Consider the following 20,001-nt stretch of genomic DNA (forward strand, 5'->3'; position numbering starts at 1 on the left):
CCCGCCTGTAGCTGTTAATGTCGTACTTGGTGTCGTACAGTTAATCGTTACATCGGACCCTGCATCTGCCGTTGGTGCTGTTTTGTCTACAGTGACCGTTACCTCATCGGTATCAGTACATCCATTCGATCCTGTTACAGTTACTGTATACGTTGTTGTTGCTGTTGGTTCAGCTGTTGGATTGGCAACATTCGTTGCGCTTAATCCTATTGCTGGACTCCAAGAATAACTTACCCCGCCTGTAGCTGTTAATGTCGTACTTGGTGTCGTACAGTTAATCGTTACATCGGACCCTGCATCTGCCGTTGGTGGTAATGGTACAGCATTAATAACTATATTTTGTGAATTACCCGATGTGCAATTATTTAATTTTGCTGTAACTGTATAAGTTCCTGAAGGAGCAATAACAACAGCTCCATTTTGCACAACATTTGTTGAAGGAGTGATTGTATAAGTATAATTTGCGTTATAATTAGTAATTGTAAAACTTCCTGTAGTAACAGAACAAGTTGGCTGGGTTGTTACTGTAGCCAAAGGAACATCTGGTGTTGCTGATATCCCTATCCTAAATTCATAATAACAAATTGAAGTTCCTGGAGGTATTGCAAAATAAGTTGCAGTACTTAAAGGAAACGGGTTAGAGGAAGTATACTCTATCGATGAATTTGTAACTGGATACTCATTATAAAAACGAGTTCCAACAGGAAATTCACCTGAAACTTCTGAAATATTTATTGATGTTACAGAACCATTACAAACGTAAAAATCTCTGATTGGAGTTTGACCGCCACAATTAGCATTTACAAATGCAGCAGCATCAATATTAACAATTAATGGTGTTGGTATTTTCTCACCTTCACATACACCAGACACAACATGTCCTTGAAAAATTGCTTCATCAAATTGTATACCTGAAGTAACTCCCTGACCTTCAATTGTTCCATTAAGAGGGACAATTGTTCCACAACTTGAATTTACCAATAAAGAACAATCTGTTGTTGCCTTTAATTTAAAAGTTAGAGTTCCTAAAATGTTATTAATATTAGTAGGGACTGGCAATGTCCCAATATCCCAAACTATAGATCCTGTTGCTCCTCCTAACGGAGCTGGAACATAAATAGGGTTTGAAATAGGATTAAATCCAGATGCTTGTGTAAATGAAATACTACCAGGCACGAAATTTGAAGTAAAAGGAATTGGAATTGAAACTTTTGTATTTGAAATAGCTTCCGTTCCAACATTTTTTAATTCAAGCTTATATTCTATCTCACCACCAGGCAAAACAGTTAAATTAGCAGGGTTTGCAACTCCATTAATCGCGCTAACATTAATTATACCTTCAGGTTCAGGAATATATGCATCAACAGCAAATGCTACATTAAAAATAATGTAAGTATCTTGTGTTGTTCCATATCTAAATTTTGTAGTGTTTTGACTATTTTTAATTACAGATTTATCGGTATTTGGAATATTAAAAATACTTATATCTAAACCCGTATTATTTAATAAATTAGGATTACGAGCATTTCCACCTGTACTTATTGACGAATTAAAATAATTATCTCCAACACCATCAGAATTATTTAATGTTAAATAACTATTATCTATTTGCTTTTGAATTTGAAAATAATCTCCAGGAATTCCTCTATCACCTTCACCCGACATTACCCCAACCTTAAGCTTAACATCTCCAAATTGTTTCGTATTTATTCCAGTAATTGGAATTTCATAATTGGCTGTACAGCTACCACAAACATAGGCATACCCATCAAAGACAGTAATATCACGCCAATCCATTTTAGAATTTTCATAAACAACTACCATTCCCCAACCTCCATAATAACCAGTATTTCCTCCATCACCTTCTAACAAAGCAATATCTGCCACATAGTATTGACCAATACCATTTTGCTTTACATAATCCGTAATATCAGCATAGCCAGCATACATGCTTCCATAATCTGTACTTGGAAAATTTATTTCTGATGAACCACTTACACTATTTGCAGTAATTTGGGTATAACCTGAAGCAGTTGGCCCTTTAATTTTTACTTTTGTTTTATCAAAAGATTTAGTTACTGATGTTGTATTTGGGACTGTAACTTTATAAGCTACATCTACATAAGCGCTAGTAGGACTTCCTGTATCTGAATTTTTTCCGTCTCTTTTTAACCTGTTAACCTTTAACGTATAACTTGAATCTGTAAAAATTATATATGGTGAAGCTAAATACGCATCATCACTAGTAATAGAACTTGTTGAGATAGGAGATTCTGCTCCTCCATTAACAGAAACATGTAAAGTTTGAGACCCACTATTGTGTCTATAAATAAAAGCTACCGTATTATTCCCAGATGTAACTACAATTGGCTGAAAAGTATAGGTTATGATTCTATTATTATTATTTCCAGATCTTGATATAACAAGTTTATAATTTGTATTTGGAATACTTTGATTTTCATAAAAACGTTGATTTGTATCCGTAACTGTAGTAGTTGTAGTTCCTCCTATAGGAATATTTTTAGTAACATTAAATGTGTTTGAGGATCCTGCTCTACCTGTCCAATATAACCCTGCATAAATAATATTAGAACAACTCGGCACCGATCCATTTTCAGTAGATAATGCTAATGTAGATGATGATGAATTCCATGTGTTAGCATCAGAATCCACATCCACATACTTCATGTCTTCAGAATTACTAGTATTATCACCATAGGTAACCAATGTTAAATTGGTATTTCCCAACATAGTAAAATCTCCTTTAACCGTATATTGCGTTTGATTAGGAGGTGTGGATAAACTTGAAGTTCTAGGCGTAAAAGTTTTTATAACTTGCCCATAACTATTAAAACTCATTGCGAAAAATAGCAACAAGATGAATATTTTAGTTAATGAATTTATAGATACGATAAATTTATTAGAGTAGTTTTTTTCCATTTCTTAGTCTTTTTAAATTAGTCAATTTAAATTAAGAAGGATTTACCTTCGTAAAATAAACAATTACTTCTGGTTCTAGATTCAATACAAATTGTTTAATTTGATCTACAGAACAATCGAAATAACACTTTATAAATACATACTTCAATTTTTGAAATTGATTTACTTTTGATAAATCAAATTCATTTTTTAAATCACTTGAAGTTTTAAGATTAATTGTAATAAGCTCAACAGAGCTAAACAAAGAACTTTCTTCGTTTAATTTATGAAAAGGTTGAGTATTGTTAAATTTTACTTTTAAAGGATTACCAACTCCAGTTATATTTTTAACTGAATTATTATCAATATACACCGTTGGCTTTAAATTATTATTCAATTCCAAGAAATCTTGCAGACTAATATTTGTTGCCTCCTTTGAATTTGCATTTGATTTTAATGCCGCACTTTTTGATTGAACCTTAGATTGTACTTCATTCATTTGAAAATCATTTTCAAATAATTCGAACACTTTAGCCTCTTGTGCATTAACAACATTCAACCACATAAAAGCAAATAAACTAACGTTAATTAAATTAAAATATCTCAAAGTAATTTTATTTTTCATATTTTTTTATTTTTTAAATCTTATTCAGGCGAATAAAAATTTCAGTAAACATTTCCAACTCAAAAGTTTGGATCCATTAAAACATCCAATAATTGTTATTAAACAACTTTGAAAATTTCGTTGTAAATAAATTCAATAAAAAATTGATTAATTTACATAAAGGGTCAAAATAAAAATGAAATTTGTGGGGATACATATTTCTAAAGCAAATATACATTAAAAAGCAGATAACTCACTATATATCAGTTGTTTTTTCATGAGAATTTAACAAACGGAATGTTTTTTTGAACAAACGGTAATTTAAATAAATTAAAAGAATATAATTTTATGATAATTATCATTATTAAATTGAAAAATAAATCTCATAAAGTATTTTTCAAAATTATTGAAATCAAATAAAAAGGCTATTTTTGTAATTCAATTATTAAGATGATTACAATGAACAAATACGATGTAGCTATTATTGGCTCTGGACCAGGAGGATATGTTGCCGCCATTAGATGTGCACAATTAGGATTGAAAACTGCCATCATTGAAAAATATAATACGCTTGGCGGAACTTGTTTAAATGTTGGATGTATTCCTTCAAAAGCACTATTAGATTCTTCACATCATTATTACGATGCCACAAAACATTTTGAAACGCACGGAATTACAGTTTCTGGCTTAAGTGTAAATTTTCAACAAATGATTGCTCGAAAAAACGAAGTAGTTGCTCAAACTTCTGGAGGAATTAATTATTTAATGGATAAAAATAAGATTGATATGTTTCAAGGTGTTGGAAGTTTTTCCGATACAACACATATATTAATTTCAAAAGCAGATGGAACTTCTGAAACCATTGAAGCATCTAAAATAATTATAGCAACCGGCTCAAAACCAGCTTCTTTACCGTTTATTACGATTGATAAAAAAAGAGTGATTACTTCAACTGAGGCTTTAAGCTTAACTGAAATACCTAAACACTTAATTGTAATTGGTGGTGGTGTAATTGGACTGGAATTAGGCTCCGTTTATAGCAGATTAGGATCTGATGTTTCGGTCATTGAATATATGCCAAACATTACTCCTGGAATGGATGCAATGTTATCAAAAGAATTGCAAAAATCATTAAAAAAACAAGGATTAAAAATATATACAAGCCATAAAGTAACTTCTGTTGAAAATAAGGGAAAAGAAATTATTGTAATTGCTGACGATAAAAAAGGAAATCCGGTTGAATTTAAAGGAGATTACACCTTAATTTCAGTTGGAAGAAAACCGTTTACTGAAGGATTAGGCCTAGAAAAAGTTGGTATTAAAGTTTCAGAAAGAGGTCAAATTGAAACCAATGAACATTTACAAACTAATGTTTCTAATATTTATGCCATTGGCGATGTTGTAAAAGGCGCTATGTTAGCACATAAAGCTGAAGAAGAAGGAATGCTTGTTGCCGAATTAATTGCAGGGCAAAAACCACATATAGATTATAATTTAATTCCTGGTGTTGTATATACTTGGCCAGAAGTTGCTGCAGTTGGTAAAACTGAAGAACAATTAAAAGAAGTTGGTGTAAATTATAAATCTGGAACTTTTGCAATGAGAGCTTTAGGTAGAGCCAGAGCAAGTATGGACTTAGACGGACAAATAAAGGTATTAGCAGATGCTGAAACAGATGAAATTTTAGGAGTACATATGATTGGTGCAAGAGCCGCAGATATGATTGCTGAAGCTGTAATTGCAATGGAATTTAGAGCATCATCTGAAGATGTTGCACGTTCTTCTCACGCGCATCCAACTTTTACAGAAGCATTTAAAGAAGCTTGTTTGGCTGTAAATGATAGAGCTATACATAGTTGATTTTAGTTTAAAGTTGAAAAGTTAAATGGTTTAAAAGTTTCGTCATTCTGAAACAAGTTCAGAATGACGGATATAAATAATACTTTGTAAAAGTCTATTTTTGCAACAATGCAAAGAACCAGTCAAATAATAACAATACAAAATATTGCTGAATTTAAATCGCAACTTTTGCTTTGGGCGCAGCAATTTAACGTTGCCGTTTGGTTAGATAGTAATAATTATCAACAAAAACATTCCAATTTTGATGCCGTTTTAGCTGTTGATTCGTTTTCACAGATTAAAAGCACTTATAAAAATGCATTCCAACAATTAAAAAATTACCAAACCAACACTAAAGATTTCATTTTTGGCTATTTAAGTTACGATTTAAAAAATGACGTTGAAAATCTATCATCAACCAATTTTGATGGGTTGGATTTTCCAGATTTGTTCTTTTTTCAACCTAAAAAATTGTTTTTTATTAAAGGAAATACTGTTGAAGTAAAATACATTTCAAATTTCGATGATGAAATTCATTCAGATTTTGAAAAAATTAACAACCAAACATCCAACATCCAACAACCAACAATCAACAATCAAATAAAAATTAAACTTCGCATCCATAAAGATGAATATTTTAATAAATTAAATACTATTTTAAATCATATTCACCGAGGAGATATTTACGAAGCCAACTTTTGTCAAGAATTTTATAGTGAGAATTCAACTATAAATCCGTTGGAAATTTATCAGAATTTAAACGAAATTTCAAAACCTCCTTTTGCTACATTTTTAAAATTAAATAATCAATTTTTATTATCTGCTTCACCTGAACGCTATCTTAAAAAAGATGGAGAAACAGTGATTTCTCAACCCATAAAAGGCACTGAAAAAAGAGCTTCCACTAAAATTGAGGACGAAAAACTAATCAATCAATTGGAACAAAATCCAAAAGAACGTGCAGAAAATATAATGATTGTGGATTTGGTAAGAAACGATTTATCCCGCGCTGCCATAAAAGGATCTGTAAAGGTTGAAGAATTATGCAAAGTATATACTTTTGAACAAGTGCATCAATTAATTTCAACAGTAACTTGCAAAGTAAAAAACACCGTTCATCCAGTAGATATTATTAAAGATACTTTTCCGATGGGAAGTATGACAGGAGCTCCAAAAATTTCAGCAATGAAAATTATTGAAGCAGTAGAAGAAACAAAACGTGGTATTTACTCTGGCGCTGTAGGTTATTTTACTCCGAATGGCGATTTTGATTTTAATGTAATTATAAGAAGTATATTGTACAATGCTTCAAAAAAATATGTTTCTTATTCCGTTGGCGGTGCAATTACTTCAAAATCGGTGCCTGAAAAAGAATATGAAGAATGTTTGCTAAAAGCAAAAGCTATGAAACAAGTGTTATTAAACGCTAAATAAGTATATTTACACTATAAAATATGAACTTAAAACAGCATCAAACAAAATATTTCTAACAAGCTATGAAATCTGAATTAAGAAACCATATTGACACCAACCTACCATTTTTAAAAGATAAAAAACTTTTAATAGCAATTTCTGGAGGAATTGATAGTGTAGTTTTAACACATTTATTACGTAAATTACACTATTCTATATCATTAGCGCATTGCAATTTTTCGCTACGCGGAAAAGAAAGCAATAAAGATGAAGAGTTTGTAAAAGAATTAGGTGAAAAATATAATTTACCAACGTATACCATTAAATTTAATACAGAAGAATTCGCCAAAGAAAAAGGATTATCAACCCAAATGGCAGCGCGCGAATTAAGATATACTTGGTTTGAGAAAATTTTAGCAGAAAACAATTTAGATTATATAATTACCGCACATCATAAAGACGATGTAATTGAAACATTTTTAATTAATTTAACGCGTGGAACTGGGTTAGATGGCTTAACTGGAATTCCGGAAGTTAATGGGAGAATTGTTAGACCAATGCTTCCTTTTATTAGACAAGAGGTTTTGGTGTATGCTACTAAAAAGAAATTAATTTGGCGAGAAGATGGTTCTAACTCCTCTATTAAATATTTTAGAAATAAAATTCGTCATAAAATAGTTCCAGTTTTAAAAGAATTAAATCCAAATTTACTAGAAACCTTTTATAACACGTTAGAAAATTTAAAAGGAAGTCAGCAAATTATTAAGGATTGTATTAAAAATATTGAAAAAAAAGTAATTTCAAAAAAAAACAATGAAATACATTTTAATATAGAAATTTTAAAAAACCTAGGCAATCCTAAAATATATTTATTTGAACTTTTACACAATTACGGATTTACAGAATGGAATGATATTGCAGATTTATTAGATGCACAAACCGGTAAAAAAGTACTGAGTAAAACACATCAACTATTAAAAAACAGAGATGTTTTAGTTTTAACTACAATCAATAATTTAAGTGCAATCACACCCGAAGAAATTCACGTAACCACTAAAGAAATAAATACGCCAATCCATCTTACTTTTGAAACAGTTTCTATTCCTATTTCATCAACTAATATGGATCATAAAGCATTTGAAACCATTATTTTTGAAAAAGAAAATGAAATATCTTTAGATTTAGATAAAATTCAATTTCCGTTAACTATCAGAAAATGGGAACAAGGAGATTATTTTTACCCAATTGGTTTAAATGGCAAAAAGAAACTGAGTAAATATTTTAAAGACGAAAAATATTCTTTGAATGATAAGGAAAATACTTGGTTACTATGTTCTAACAATGATATTGTTTGGTTAATTGGAAAGCGATTAGATGACCGTTTTAAAATCACTAAAAAAACGGCTAATGTTCTTAAAATTAAGAATTAATTGTACTTTTATAAAAAAATAAAATTGATGAATCTGGCTAAAAACAACTTACTTTTAATACTTGTTTTTTTTACTTCTGTTATTTTTTCACAAGAAATAAAAAAAACGATTCCTGTAAGTATTTACACCAATAATGCTGAATTTACTGATTTAATTAGCACTTTTAACATTCATAAAAAGCTTAATTTAACCTCGTATAAATTTATGTTTTTAGCTGTTAAAAATTTGGAAGAAGGCAACTTTAACATATCTTTTTATAACATTAATTCCCCTTCAATGTATATTTACGAAACGTATACTAAAGTGTATCAAACTGCACAATTACAAAGGAGCTTTTTTAAAGTATCCGATTTATATAACATTCGCTCAAAAAACCAATTTTAAACGTATCAAAAAAAAAAACGATTTCGTTAAATTTAAATAATTAAAATACAAATTCAATGAACCTTTTGTATTTTTCACCCAAAATTAATACTATATTTTATGCATAAACAGCCAAAACTAACTAGATTCAACGAAAACGTATTATCTAAATACCAAATTTATAATAGTATTTTCATGACACTTCCGTTTGATACTATTTCAAAAACAGGTGTTTTATTACCGCTGTTTCATGACATTTGTGAAAATGGTTTTGCTCAAAAAAAGAATCCTATTGAAATTGTTGAAGAATTTTTTGAAGCCTATCAGCAAAATCCATCGCAAGAAGAAAAAATAAATTTATTATTTCGTTTCATACAATACATTGAACGTCAGGTAGTTTTATTTGATGCTATTGAAGATGCTGCCTTTCCAATTGTAAATAACATGGATGGAGTTGGAACCATGCGAAACACCAAAGAAACTGCCACACAAGAAAATAAAAAAGAAGCACTTAGAAAACATTTAGAAGACTTTAAAGTTAGAATAGTTTTAACTGCACATCCAACACAATTTTATCCAGGCGCAGTATTAGGAATTATTACAGATTTAGCAGAAGCTATTGAACAAAATGATTTATTACTAATTAATAAATTATTAGCTCAGTTAGGAAAAACACCGTTTTTTAAACACGTAAAACCTTCTCCTTATGATGAGGCTGTTAGTTTAATTTGGTATCTAGAAAATGTATTTTATCACTCTGTTTCAGATACGTACAACTATATTCAAAGTAATATTTTTGACGGACAAAAAATGGATAACGACATTATTAACTTAGGCTTTTGGCCAGGTGGAGATAGAGATGGAAATCCGTTTGTTACTACAGAAATTACTTTAAACGTTGCAAAGCGTTTAAAACAAACCATACTTAAAAATTATTATAGAGATATACGTATCTTAAAGAAACGTTTGACATTTAATGGTGTTGAACAGGCAATTACTGATTTAGAAAAATTGTTATTTGATAATAGTGTAAATCCAGACCTAAATACCATGTATTCTCTAGAAGAATTTATTGGGAAATTAGAGCAAATTAAACATACATTAATAACCAAACATGAATCGCTTTATTTAGAAGAAATCAATGATTTTATAAATAAAGTTCACTTATTTGGTTTCCATTTTGCAACGTTAGACATTAGACAAGATAGTAGAGTACATCACAATGTTTTTTCAGAAATAGTAACAACTTTAATAAATAGTGGGAATACAGTATTTCCTAAAAACTATTTAGAACTAACTGAAGATGAGCAAATTGAAATCCTATCTAAAGTAGAAGATTCTGTAGATATTTCAATTTTTGAAAATGAAATGGTTACTAAAACTTTGAGTTCTATTCGCGCAGTTAAATCTATACAAGAAAGTAACGGAGAACGTGGAGCTAATAGATATATTATTAGCAATAACCAACAAGCTGTGAACGTTATGGAAACTTTTGCCATGTTTAATTTATGTGGTTTTAAACACCATATTACGGCAGATATTATTCCGCTCTTTGAAACCATTAACGATTTAACAAATGCAGAAGGTGTCATGAATAAATTGTATTCTAACGAGGCTTATATGAAACATTTAGCTGAAAGAGGAAACAAACAAACCATTATGCTTGGTTTTTCTGATGGAACAAAAGATGGTGGTTATTTAATGGCTAACTGGGCAATTTTTAGAGCTAAGGAAAATTTAACTAAAATATCTAGAAATTACGGGATAAAAGTTATCTTTTTTGATGGACGTGGTGGACCTCCTGCACGTGGTGGAGGAAAAACACATCAATTCTATGCTTCTTTAGGTCCAACTATTGAAAATGAAGAAATTCAATTAACGGTTCAAGGACAAACTATTAGCTCAAATTTTGGAACACAAGATGCAGCTCAATATAATATTGAACAGTTATTAAGTGCTGGAGTAGCAAATGAATTGTTTACAAACCCAAATCATATCATGACAAAAAATGATATTGAAATTATGGATAATTTGGCAACAACCAGTTACAAAGCATATTCAGATTTTAAAAATCATCCAAAATTTTTACCTTATTTAGAAAGAATGAGTACGCTTAAATATTACGCAAAAACAAATATTGGTAGTCGCCCATCTAAACGTTCAAGCGGTGATGAGCTAAATTTTTCTGATTTAAGAGCAATTCCTTTTGTAGGTTCTTGGAGTCAGTTAAAACAAAATGTCCCTGGTTTTTATGGTGTTGGAACTGCTTTAAAAAAATACGAAGATACTGGTGAGTTTGATAAGTTAAAGCACTTTTATAATAATTGTGATTTCTTTAAAACTTTAATAGGAAATAGTATGATGTCGCTTTCAAAATCCTTTTTTGAACTAACTCAATATATGGAGAAAGATGAAGAGTTTGGAGAATTTTGGAAAATTATTCATGAAGAATATGAAACATCAAAACGCTTAATTTTAAAATTAGCCGATTATACTGAATTAATGCAAAGCAACAAAGTTGGAAAAGCTTCCATTGAAATCCGTGAGAATATTGTATTGCCATTAATTACAATTCAACAATATGCATTAATTAACATCCAACAACTTTCAAAAGATGAAAATGCAGATCCTGAATTAGTAAAAATATTTGAAAAAATGGTAACAAGATCTTTGTTTGGAAACATTAATGCAAGTAGAAATTCAGCTTAAATTATGACAACATTACAAGTAAACGAAAATGAATATGCGCCTTTTTATAAAAATTATATTAAGGCTTTAGGAACAGCAGACTTGTTTGAAACTTTACATAAATCTTCAGAAGATTTATTAATAACAATTAAACATTTACCTGAAGAAAAACTAATGTACAGCTATCAGGAAGGGAAATGGACAATTAAAGAACTTGTTCAGCATATAATTGATGCCGAACGAGTTTTAAGCTATAGAGCATTACGTTTTTCCAGAAATGACGCAACAGACTTACCTGGTTTTAATGAAGATTGGTATGTTGCAAACTCCAATGGAAACAATAGAAGTATTGAAGATTTATTAACTGAGTTTTCTTTTGTTAGAAACTCAACTATTCAACTTTTGAAAAGCTTTACAGATGAAATGTTTGAATTTACAGGATCTATTGATGGTAGTGACATGTCAGTTAGAGCTTTAGCATTTATTATTGCTGGCCATCAAATGCATCATTTAAAGGTTATTAAAGAAAAATATTTATAAATATTTCACATAGAAATAGCTGTAAAATTCTCCATTATCCTTCACGAATTTTATTTTATTTTGTAAAATATTTACAACGTTAAAATTGTTTTTTTATTTAAAATAGCCCAAGAAGATAATGAATTTAACTCACTTTTTAAATTTAATTTATTGATAATATTACTACGGTGTTTTTCAACAGTTCTCACCGAAACACCTAATCCATCTGCAATTGAATTTGTTGGAATTTGTTCTGCAATTTGTTTTAAAATAGTTACTTCTGAAGGCGTTAATGATTTTAACTGCTGTAGCTTTTTACTTTTATGTTGTACAAAACCTTTTTCAAAAGAAGTACTAAAATAAATTTTATTTTCAAGTACTGCTTTTATGCACTTTTTTATTTCAGTAAAGGAATCTTCTTTTAGCAAATAGCCATTAATATGAAGCGCTTTTGCTTGCATTACATAATCGGCTTCTTTATGAAAAGAATGTATGATAAATTTTGTAGCCACATTTTTTTCTTTAGCCGATTTTATTACTTCTAGCCCTGTTAAAAAAGGCATATCAATATCTAAAATTGCCAATGTTGGCTCCAATTTTAATATGAGGTTTAAAGCTTCAATTCCATTTTGGGCTTGCCCAATAACTTTATAACCATTTGATTCTAATTCTTCATAAAAGCCTTTTAAAATCATGGGATGATCATCCGCTATTAATATAGAAATATTTTTCTCTTTTTTCATTTAAATGGGAATTACTAATTGAATGATAGTTCCTTTCTTAAGTTGGGTACTAATTTCTAATTTCGATTTTATTATTTTTGAACGCTCCTTCAGTGTTTTCATTCCTAAACTAATAATATTACTTCGCTCTAAATCAAATCCTTTTCCATTATCTTTCATTATAAGCACTATTTCTTTTTCTCTTTTTTCAATAGTGATATAAGCCGCTTTTGCATTTGCATGTTTTACAATATTACTTAAAACTTCCTGCATAATTCTATATAAATGAAGCGTGTTTTCAGTAGTTAACAGATTGTCTATATTTTCAATTTCATTGGTGAAAAAGATATTAGTATGGCTATCTACCTCATTAATCATAGAAATAATTGCATTTGTAATTCCCAAACCTTCAATTACTGGCGGATGCAAACCACGGGAAATGGTCCTTAATTCTTCCAATGTATTTTCAGAAAGTGAAACTAGCTCACTGTTTTTAACCATCTTAGATTTTTTGGTTAATAACATTAATTTTTGTCCAACACTATCATGAAGTTCTCTGGCTACTCTAGTACGTTCATTTTCTTGTGCGGCTATTAAATTTTGCGAAAAGGACTCCTGAAGTTTTTGTTCTCTTCTGGCATTGTTTCTAGATCTAAATAATATAATAAATATAAAAATGGAAATAAGCCCAGCACCACCAAAAATCATTATTTGAGTTTTCACTTTGCTTATTTCATTCAACAATGTAATATCCTTCTCTTGATTTTCAATTTTAAAGTCTCTTTTTTTGGCTTCAAAAACAGTTTGATAATAACTTAATGTATTTATTTTTTGAACACTTGATATGGAGTCTTTTAATGCATAGTAATTATTTAAATGAAAATAAGCTTCTGTTGTCTTTCCCAGTTTTTTATAAACTTTTGATAAAAAAAACTCTGCAATATAAATCTCTTCCGGTTTTTTTTTGCTTATTTTTTTTACTAAATGCTCTTCTGCAAGTTTTAATGCTTTTTGATAATCACCTTTTGCAAAAGCAATATTTTTTAAAACTTCTAAATAATCTTCATTATAGTCTTTGCTTGTATATAACGATTTATTTTTTTCAATTTCCAATAGGTATTTTTCAATTTCTTTAAGATTTCCATCTTCGGTATATGCAACAATTAATTTACACACTAAAATTGGACGTAAATATGCATCTGTGTTGGATTTTTCGTTAGCTTCAATAGCTAATAAAAGACTGGAAATACACTCTTTGGTTTTACCAATTTTCCTAAAATCTTCTGCAGAGTTGGTATATAATGCTGTCAGGTTCCTATAACCGTTTATTTTTTTTGCTAAAACAATAGCCTCATTTCTTTCTTGTTCTGCAACTTCATAAAAAGCATTTTGACTGAATAAAATAGATAATGAATTTTTAGCACTGATAATATTAAATGTATCTTTTAACTTTTGAAAAAGTAATTCAGCATCTTGTAATTTAAGAGACGCATCAGAAAAATTACCAATATCTGTATATGCGTAGCCCATATATAAGTTCACCAAGGCCAATAATCTTTCATTTTTAGATTGTTCGGCATATTTTCTGGCCAACCCATAATTAGTTATTGCAACATTAAACTCATTTAAAAAATAATAACTATCTGCACCATTTAAGTATAACTGAGCTAATGCATTCTCATTTTTAATTTTTGCTTTTTTATCAATAAAACTTTTAAACAAGCCTAACCCTTCTTCTGGAGTTCTAACAATGTTGTTATAATAATAGATGAGATTGGCTGTTTGAACAGTTGACAAATTAATTGAATCTAACTGCAAAGCATAAGAAATAGTTTCTCTGACTATAGAATCATACTTAAAATTTGAATTGTACTCGGTAAGTTTTGTTAAACTATCTAACCATTTTAAACGTTCCCCTTTTTTGGAATTCTTTACTTTGAGTTTTACGTTACCTATTTCCGTTTTTAACTTAGTTTCTTGAGAAACCATTACAATACTGAAAATAAAAAAATAAATTATTAGGGACTGTTTCATGAAATATTTTAAAAGTATATTTGATTTTATATATTAAATATACCGTTTTAAAAATAACATTTATTTTTTAGATTAATCTCCTTTATCTAAAAAGAAAATTTCATTTACACTTTTATTAAATATTTTAGAAATTTTTAACGCTAAAACTGTTGAAGGAACGTATTTATTTAACTCCATTGCATTTACCGTTTGACGGCTAACACTTATCATTTCAGCTAATTTTGCTTGTGTAATATTATGTATTGCGCGTTCTACCTTTATATTATTCTTCATTTCTAATTATTCATTTTGCTTTTAATACTCTAAAAACGTACTTCTAAATAATTATAATATTATTATAAACTTTTAAGAAAGCATTAAATGTAAAGTAATTATTACTTTTAGACAAATATTTTTTACTATTATGTTTCGTAACATAAAAAATATTATATTTGAACTAACTAAAAAATCATACATATTAAATGCGAATTCTTAAAAAGGTTTTCATATCAATTGTAGTAATTTCACTACTAATTTTTGCTGCAATTTGGATTTATTTCAATAGCCTAAAACCAAACTATGCAGGCGAAATAAAATTGCAAAATATTGATAATGAAACCACTGTATATTTTGATGATTTTGGAATTCCCCATATTTATGCACAAAGCCAAGAAGATGCTTTAACTGCCTTAGGGTACGTTCATGCCCAAGATAGATTGTTTCAAATGGAGTTGATGAGGCGCATTGCTCCGGCCAGACTTTCGGAGATTTTTGGCAAAGACATGCTTAAAAACGATCTGTTTTTTGCAAAACTAGGTATTGATGAAGTTTCAAAAAGAACTATTGAAAAATTAGATAAAAACAGCCCAACATACAAACTAAGTACAGCCTATTTAAATGGTGTTAATCAGTTTATTGAAAATGGCCCAACACCAATAGAGTTCACTTTAATTGGTATTAAAAAACAAAAATATACACTAAATGACATGTACAATATACTTGGATATATGTCTTTTAGTTTTGCAATGGCTCAAAAAACCGATCCATTATTATCTGTAATTCAACAAAAATTAGGTGAAAATTATTTGAAAGAATTAAATATAGATAGTACTCCAAATTCAACGTTTATAAAAAATTCTAAATCAAGTTTAGCAAGTTTAGAAAATATGATAGCTCAAGCTACAGAAGTTTTGCAAAAAACTCCAATCCCACCATTTATTGGTAGTAATAGCTGGGTGGTTTCGCCCAATAAAACTGCAAATGGAAAAGTGATTTTTGCCAACGATCCTCATATTGGTTTTTCACAACCTTCCGTTTGGTACGAAGCACATATTTCCACTCCAAATTATGAAATGTATGGCTATCATATTGCAGGTATTGCCTTTCCTCTTTTGGGTCATAACAGAAACTACGCGTACGGTTTAACAATGTTTGAAAACGATGACATTGACTTTTATCAAGAAGAAAACAATCCTACAAATAGCAATCAATATAAAACTTCTGAAGGCTATTTAAATTATAAAACAACCTCTAAAACTATAAAAGTTAAAGATGAAAATGACGTAGTTGTTGAAGTAAAATCTACCAATCACGGGCCATTAATGAACAATACTATTGAGACAGTTACACAAACAGAACCTATAGCAATGTCTTGGATTTATACAAAATTTGACAATGATGCGCTGGAAGCTTTGTATACCATTTCCCGAGCAAAAAAAATGGCAGATGTTAAGAAAGGTGTTTCCATGATACACGCTCCAGGATTAAATATTATGTATGGTGATGCCGAAGGAAATATTGCTTGGTGGGCAGCTGGAAAGCTCTATAAATTAAAATCTAATGCCAATAGAAAACTTATTTTAAATGGCGCTTCTGGCGAAGATGATATTCAATCATATTTAGATTTTGACCAGAACCCAATGGCGGAAAACCCTTCTTGGAATTACGTATACTCCGCTAACAATCAACCAGATAGTATTGCTGATATTTTATATCCTGGTTATTATTTACCAGAAGATAGAGCTAAAAGAATTGTTCAATTACTAGCGCCTAAAAATAATTGGACAAAAGAAACAATGAGTGAAATGATTAATGATAATACATCCGCCGTTTCTTCAGAAATCATTAAGCAGTTTACAACCATCATGGATTGTAATTCATTTACAAAAAATGAACAAAGCGCCATTGATATTTTGCAGCTTTGGGACGGATCTAACACCATAGAAAATGTTGCTCCCACAATTTATAATAAATGGATTTACCTATATTTAAAAAACACTTTTGAAGATGAATTGGGTGAAAAATTATTCCACCAACTTAATGCAACACACGTAATGAGAAGAATGATTGCCGCCCAAATAAAAAAAGAACATTCAATTTGGTGGGATGACGTAAATACTAAGAACAAAAAAGAAACAAGAAAAGAAATTTTAACAAAATCTTTTACCCAAGCAATAAATTCATTAGAAAAACAACTTGGCAGTAATATTATAGGTTGGAATTGGGGAAAAGTTCATACCTTAGAGCATCCGCACCCAATTGGGACAATATCTTACTTAAAAAAATATTTTAATGTAGGACCTTTTCCTATGAATGGTGCTAGAGAAGTTATTGACAATAGAATTTTTGAATATGATGACACTGGGCTATACAAAGTTATGGCAGGACCTTCAACAAGAAGAATTATAGATTTTTCGGATATTGAAAACAGTTTAAGTATTCTGCCAACAGGTCAATCTGGAAATCCATTTAGTAAACATTTTAAAGATCAAGTTGAAATGTTTAACAAAGGAGAATTCCGAAAAATGAAAATGAATAAAGAAGAAATTATTTCAACATCAACTAAACTAACTATTTTACCAAAATAATGAGTAAGAGAATAACCATAAAACAAATTGCACAAGCGCTGCACGTTTCAATTTCTACTGTTTCAAAAGCTTTAAATGATAGCTATGAAATTAGTGATGAAACCAAGAAAAAAATACAAGAATATGCAAAGTTGCATAAGTATAAACCAAACACATTGGCTTTAAGTTTACAAAACAAAAAAACCAAAACTATTGGTATAATTATTCCAAATATTCTTACCTACTATTTTGCCAGAGTTTTGCGTGGAATTGAAAAAGTTACTACAGAAAAAGGGTACAATATTATAACTTGTATTACCAACGAATCCTACAAAAAAGAGGTAGATACCATGCAAATGTTATCTAATGGAACCATTGATGGTTTTATAGCCTGTATGTCTGAAGAAACCTTAAAACTTCAAAAATATGATCATTTTCATGATATTTTGGAAGAAGGAACACCTATTGTTTTATATGACAGAACTCATGCCGAAATAAATTGTGACAAAGTAGTTACTGACACCGTAAAAAGCGCTTATAAAGCAACTCGCTTTTTAATGAAATCAGGATGTAAAAACATTGCTTTAGTTTCAGTTTCAGAAGGCTTAAACGTTAGTGAATTTAGTGCTAAAGGCTATAGAAAAGCGCTTAAAAAATATGATTTCCCGATAAATGAAAATTTAATTATTCGTCAACATGATGAAACAAATTTAAAAGAACGAATCATTAAAATGCTAGACACTAACAATGTAGATGGTATTTTTACCGTTGATGAAATTTCGGGAGCTATTACTATTCAAGCATTAGATGCTAAAAAAATGAAAATCCCAGAAGAAGTTTCTATAATAGGTTTCACAAACGGGATGATATCGCGTTACAGCACTCCTCCATTAACAAGCGTAAATAGATTTGCGCATACCACTGGAGAAACTGCTGCGGCTAGATTAATAGAAAAAATTGAAGAAAAAATTGAATTTGACGATATTAAAACTGAAATAATTAAAACAAAATTGGTTGAACGAGATTCAACAAAAAAATTGTTTATAAAGTTTTAAAATTAAAAAAAACAAATTGCTATGTTGGTTAAAATTTTTGGTAGCGCCGTTTTCGGTGTGGAGGCCACAACTATTATTGTTGAAGTAAATATTGATAAAGGAATTGGATATCATTTAGTTGGTTTGCCTGACAATGCAATTAAGGAAAGTAGTTACAGAATTTCAGCTGCATTAAATAATAATGGCTACAAATTACCCGGCAAAAAAATAACCATAAATATGGCACCTGCAGACCTAAGAAAAGAAGGTTCTGCTTACGATTTAACGTTGGCTATTGGTATTTTAGCAGCATCAAACCAAATAAAATCTGAAGAAGTTGGCAACTATATTATTATGGGAGAACTTTCTTTAGATGGAAGTTTACAACCAATAAAAGGCGCCTTACCTATTGCCATAAAAGCTTTGGAAGAAGGATTTACAGGCTTTATTTTACCAAAACAAAATGCTAAAGAAGCTGCCATAGTTAATGGGTTAAAAGTTTATGGAATTGAAAACATAACAGAAGTTATTAACTTTTTTGACAAAGATGCTGAATTAGAACAAACTATCATTGATACTAGAGCTGAATTCTACAAAAATTTAGATAACCCAGAGTTTGATTTTGCAGATGTAAAAGGGCAAGAATCTGTTAAAAGATCTATGGAAATTGCCGCAGCTGGTGGACATAATATCATTTTAGTGGGTCCTCCAGGAAGTGGAAAAACAATGCTTAGCAAAAGATTGTCATCTATTTTACCTCCAATGACTTTGCAAGAAGCATTGGAAACTACAAAAATTCATTCAGTTGTTGGTAAAGTAAAAGATTCAGGATTAATGAGTCAACGCCCATTTAGATCACCTCATCATACAATTTCGGATGTTGCTTTAGTTGGTGGTGGCCAATATCCACAACCTGGTGAAATTTCATTATCGCATAATGGCGTGCTATTTTTAGATGAATTACCAGAATTTAAAAGAACAGTTTTAGAGGTAATGCGTCAACCGTTAGAAGATAGAGAAGTCACTATTTCCCGCGCTAGATTTACGGTAACCTACCCAAGTAGTTTTATGTTAGTGGCAAGTATGAACCCAAGTCCTAGTGGCTATTTTAACGATCCTGATGCTCCAGTAACCTCTTCACCTGCTGAAATGCAACGCTATTTAAGTAAAATTTCTGGACCGTTATTAGACCGAATTGATATTCACATTGAAGTTAATCCGGTTCCTTTTGAAAAGCTTTCAGAAGAGCGATTAGGAGAACCTAGTAAACTTATACGAGAACGCGTTACAAAGGCAAGAGAAATTCAGTCAGAACGTTTCAAAGAATTAATAAATGTTCATTACAATGCTCAAATGAGTGTTAAGCAAATTCGCAAATTTTGTGTTTTAAGTGACGAAAGTAAAACTTTACTAAAAAACGCTATGGAACGTTTAAATTTATCTGCGCGTGCTTATGATAGAATTTTAAAAGTTTCAAGAACCATTGCAGATTTAGAGGGTGTTGAAAACATTTCATCAACACATATTTCAGAAGCCATTCAATACAGAAGTTTAGATAGAGAGGGTTGGTTGGGATAAACCTTAAATTTTTGTTAAATTTATTTAATTCAA

The 20,001-nt window shown here is 30.0% G+C and carries 14 protein-coding genes; 9 read left to right on the forward strand and 5 right to left on the reverse strand.

Features of this window, described 5'->3' with window-relative positions; genetic code table 11:
• Both JEY78_RS02075 and JEY78_RS02080 read right to left on the reverse strand, forming a co-directional pair.
• Positions 1–2,940, reverse strand: a 2,940-nt coding sequence (locus JEY78_RS02075; protein WP_291846401.1) for a hypothetical protein, incomplete at its 3' end; no start/stop codon positions are given.
• Between the two features lie 31 nt (positions 2,941–2,971).
• Positions 2,972–3,544, reverse strand: coding sequence for a hypothetical protein (locus JEY78_RS02080; RefSeq protein WP_291846402.1), 573 nt, complete (start codon positions 3,542–3,544; stop codon positions 2,972–2,974).
• Positions 3,545–3,982: 438 nt separating this feature from the next.
• On the opposite strand from JEY78_RS02080, the gene lpdA reads away from it, so the two are divergent.
• The 6 genes from lpdA to JEY78_RS02110 all read left to right on the forward strand — a co-directional run bounded on the left by lpdA (position 3,983) and on the right by JEY78_RS02110 (position 11,796).
• Complete coding sequence (lpdA, locus tag JEY78_RS02085) at positions 3,983–5,383, forward strand: dihydrolipoyl dehydrogenase (protein ID WP_291846403.1); 1,401 nt, start codon at positions 3,983–3,985, stop codon at positions 5,381–5,383.
• A gap of 108 nt (positions 5,384–5,491) precedes the next feature.
• Entirely contained in the window at positions 5,492–6,796 is a 1,305-nt protein-coding gene (gene pabB / locus JEY78_RS02090) for an aminodeoxychorismate synthase component I (protein ID WP_291846404.1), read from the forward strand.
• A 62-nt stretch (positions 6,797–6,858) separates the two neighbouring features.
• Positions 6,859–8,205, forward strand: coding sequence for a tRNA lysidine(34) synthetase TilS (gene tilS / locus JEY78_RS02095; RefSeq protein ID WP_291846406.1), 1,347 nt, complete (start codon positions 6,859–6,861; stop codon positions 8,203–8,205).
• Positions 8,206–8,232: 27 nt separating this feature from the next.
• Entirely contained in the window at positions 8,233–8,589 is a 357-nt protein-coding gene (locus tag JEY78_RS02100) for a hypothetical protein (RefSeq protein ID WP_291846408.1), read from the forward strand.
• Positions 8,590–8,688: 99 nt separating this feature from the next.
• Positions 8,689–11,277: a phosphoenolpyruvate carboxylase gene (locus JEY78_RS02105; protein WP_291846410.1), complete on the forward strand. Its 2,589-nt coding sequence runs from the start codon at positions 8,689–8,691 to the stop codon at positions 11,275–11,277.
• Between the two features lie 3 nt (positions 11,278–11,280).
• The gene (locus JEY78_RS02110; RefSeq protein ID WP_291846412.1) at positions 11,281–11,796 is read left to right on the forward strand and encodes a DinB family protein; all 516 of its coding nucleotides are present in this window, start codon (positions 11,281–11,283) and stop codon (positions 11,794–11,796) included.
• 71 nt (positions 11,797–11,867) lie between these two features.
• On the opposite strand, the gene JEY78_RS02115 is transcribed toward JEY78_RS02110, so the two are convergent.
• The 3 genes from JEY78_RS02115 to JEY78_RS02125 all read right to left on the reverse strand — a co-directional run bounded on the left by JEY78_RS02115 (position 11,868) and on the right by JEY78_RS02125 (position 14,804).
• A complete protein-coding gene (locus JEY78_RS02115; RefSeq protein WP_291846413.1) occupies positions 11,868–12,518 on the reverse strand; it encodes a response regulator transcription factor in 651 nt (216 codons plus the stop codon).
• Positions 12,519–14,531 (reverse strand): sensor histidine kinase, encoded by a 2,013-nt coding sequence (locus JEY78_RS02120; protein ID WP_291846414.1) that lies wholly within the window; start codon positions 14,529–14,531, stop codon positions 12,519–12,521. It lies immediately after the preceding gene.
• Between the two features lie 72 nt (positions 14,532–14,603).
• On the reverse strand, positions 14,604–14,804 hold the full coding sequence (locus JEY78_RS02125) for a helix-turn-helix transcriptional regulator (protein WP_291846415.1): 201 nt from the start codon (positions 14,802–14,804) through the stop codon (positions 14,604–14,606).
• Positions 14,805–14,992: 188 nt separating this feature from the next.
• Between JEY78_RS02125 and JEY78_RS02130 the strand changes: the two genes are divergently transcribed.
• Genes JEY78_RS02130 through JEY78_RS02140 form a run of 3 tightly spaced genes read left to right on the forward strand, consistent with a single transcriptional unit; the run spans position 14,993 to position 19,968 of the window.
• Positions 14,993–17,377 carry a penicillin acylase family protein gene (locus tag JEY78_RS02130; protein ID WP_291846417.1) on the forward strand — a complete coding sequence of 795 codons (2,385 nt, stop codon included), beginning with the start codon at positions 14,993–14,995 and terminating at the stop codon, positions 17,375–17,377.
• A complete protein-coding gene (locus JEY78_RS02135; protein ID WP_291846418.1) occupies positions 17,377–18,411 on the forward strand; it encodes a LacI family DNA-binding transcriptional regulator in 1,035 nt (344 codons plus the stop codon). Before JEY78_RS02130 ends, JEY78_RS02135 begins: the two co-directional genes overlap by 1 nt.
• 21 nt (positions 18,412–18,432) lie before the next feature.
• Complete coding sequence (locus tag JEY78_RS02140) at positions 18,433–19,968, forward strand: YifB family Mg chelatase-like AAA ATPase (protein WP_291846420.1); 1,536 nt, start codon at positions 18,433–18,435, stop codon at positions 19,966–19,968.
• Positions 19,969–20,001 lie beyond the last annotated feature (33 nt).

It is taken from the genome of Lutibacter sp. (assembly GCF_016342705.1).
Taxonomy (GTDB): domain Bacteria; phylum Bacteroidota; class Bacteroidia; order Flavobacteriales; family Flavobacteriaceae; genus Lutibacter.

What these genes read in the sequence shown, in the direction of transcription:
- JEY78_RS02130 (WP_291846417.1), top strand. Translation starts at nt 14,993, where the DNA reads ATGCGAATTCTTAAAAAGGTTTTCATATCAATTGTAGTAATTTCACTA.
- JEY78_RS02080 (WP_291846402.1), bottom strand. Translation starts at nt 3,544, where the DNA reads ATGAAAAATAAAATTACTTTGAGATATTTTAATTTAATTAACGTTAGT.
- JEY78_RS02105 (WP_291846410.1), top strand. Translation starts at nt 8,689, where the DNA reads ATGCATAAACAGCCAAAACTAACTAGATTCAACGAAAACGTATTATCT.
- JEY78_RS02100 (WP_291846408.1), top strand. Translation starts at nt 8,233, where the DNA reads ATGAATCTGGCTAAAAACAACTTACTTTTAATACTTGTTTTTTTTACT.
- JEY78_RS02125 (WP_291846415.1), bottom strand. Translation starts at nt 14,804, where the DNA reads ATGAAGAATAATATAAAGGTAGAACGCGCAATACATAATATTACACAA.
- JEY78_RS02135 (WP_291846418.1), top strand. Translation starts at nt 17,377, where the DNA reads ATGAGTAAGAGAATAACCATAAAACAAATTGCACAAGCGCTGCACGTT.
- JEY78_RS02115 (WP_291846413.1), bottom strand. Translation starts at nt 12,518, where the DNA reads ATGAAAAAAGAGAAAAATATTTCTATATTAATAGCGGATGATCATCCC.
- JEY78_RS02120 (WP_291846414.1), bottom strand. Translation starts at nt 14,531, where the DNA reads ATGAAACAGTCCCTAATAATTTATTTTTTTATTTTCAGTATTGTAATG.
- JEY78_RS02110 (WP_291846412.1), top strand. Translation starts at nt 11,281, where the DNA reads ATGACAACATTACAAGTAAACGAAAATGAATATGCGCCTTTTTATAAA.
- pabB (WP_291846404.1), top strand. Translation starts at nt 5,492, where the DNA reads ATGCAAAGAACCAGTCAAATAATAACAATACAAAATATTGCTGAATTT.
- lpdA (WP_291846403.1), top strand. Translation starts at nt 3,983, where the DNA reads ATGAACAAATACGATGTAGCTATTATTGGCTCTGGACCAGGAGGATAT.
- tilS (WP_291846406.1), top strand. Translation starts at nt 6,859, where the DNA reads ATGAAATCTGAATTAAGAAACCATATTGACACCAACCTACCATTTTTA.
- JEY78_RS02140 (WP_291846420.1), top strand. Translation starts at nt 18,433, where the DNA reads ATGTTGGTTAAAATTTTTGGTAGCGCCGTTTTCGGTGTGGAGGCCACA.